Genomic DNA, 1,513 nt, shown 5'->3' with positions numbered 1-1,513 from the left:
CCGAGCCGTACTCGGCGGGCATCGGCGGTGGCGGCTACTTCGTCTACTACGACGCCAAGTCCCGTACGGTGCACACCATCGACGGCCGGGAGACCGCGCCGAGGTCCGCCGACAGCTCCCTCTTCCTGGAGGACGGCAAGCCGATCCCGTTCGCCGACGCCGTCACCAGCGGCCGGAGCGTCGGCACGCCCGGGACACCGGCCACCTGGGACACCGCGCTCGACGCGTGGGGCAGCAAGTCGCTCAAAAACCTTCTCAAGCCCGCGGAGCGGCTGGCGAAGAACGGTTTCACCGTCGACGCCACCTTCCGCTCCCAGACCCAGTCCAACCAGGCGCGGTTCGCGGACTTCCCGGCCTCGGCCGAGCTCTTCCTGCCGGGCGGACAGCTTCCGGTGGTCGGATCGGTCTTCAAGAACCCCGATCTCGCCCGTACGTACGCGGAGTTGGGGCGTAAGGGCACGGACGCGCTCTACCGTGGCGACCTCGCCGACGACATCGTCCGTACGGTGCGTAAGCCTCCCGTCGACCCGGCCGCGACCCGGGTCGTGCGGTCGGGCGATCTGACCGCGCGGGATCTGGCCGCGTACCGGACGAAGCGGCAGGCGCCGACGAAGGTCTCCTACCGCGGTCTCGATGTGTACGGCATCGCGCCGTCGTCCTCGGGCGGTACGAGCGTCGGCGAGGCGCTCAACATCCTGGAGGGCACGGACCTTTCGCGGGCGAGCCAGGCGGGATATCTGCACCGCTTCATCGAGGCGAGCCGGATCGCGTTCGCGGACCGGGGCCGCTGGCTCGGCGATCCGGCCTTCGAGAACGTACCGACGAAGGGACTGCTGTCCCAGCGCTTCGCCGATGCGCGCGCCTGCCTGATCAAGGACGACGCGGTCCTCAAGAGCCCGCTCGCGCCCGGCGATCCGAGCGATCCCACACCGTGCGCGACCGGGGGGACCGCCGCGCCGACGACCTACGAGGGCGAGAACACCACGCATCTCACGGCGGCGGACAAGTGGGGCAATGTCGTCGCGTACACCCTGACGATCGAGTCGACGGGCGGCAGCGCGATCACCGTGCCCGGCCGTGGCTTCCTGCTCAACAACGAGCTGACCGACTTCTCCTTCGCGCCGGCGAATCCGGCGGTCCACGATCCGAACCTGCCCGGTCCCGGCAAGCGGCCCAGGTCGTCCATCTCCCCGACCATCGTGCTCGACGGGCACGACCGTCCGGTGCTCGCGCTCGGTTCACCGGGCGGCGCGACCATCATCACCACGGTGCTCCAGACTCTGACGGGCCATCTCGACCGCGGTCTGCCGCTGGTCGAGGCGATCGCGGCGCCGCGCGCCAGCCAGCGCAACGGCGCGTCGACGGAGCTGGAGCCGGGGCTGTGGAACAGTCCGGTGCGCGCGGAACTGGAGGCGATCGGGCACGTGTTCACGCAGAACCCGGAGATCGGCGCGGCGACCGGCGTGCAGCGGCTGCCCGACGGCCGCTGGCTGGCCGCGGCGGAGAAGGTCCG

At 70.9% G+C, this 1,513-nt stretch carries 1 protein-coding gene; it reads left to right on the top strand.

Going from position 1 to position 1,513, the window contains the following annotated elements; translation table 11 throughout:
• On the top strand, window positions 1-1,513 hold a 1,513-nt coding region (locus GA0115259_RS37630), incomplete at both ends, for a gamma-glutamyltransferase family protein (RefSeq protein ID WP_093605065.1).

The sequence above is a fragment of the Streptomyces sp. MnatMP-M17 genome, from assembly GCF_900091995.1.
GTDB lineage: Bacteria > Actinomycetota > Actinomycetes > Streptomycetales > Streptomycetaceae > Streptomyces.
This window is presented reverse-complemented; position numbering and strand designations above follow the sequence as displayed.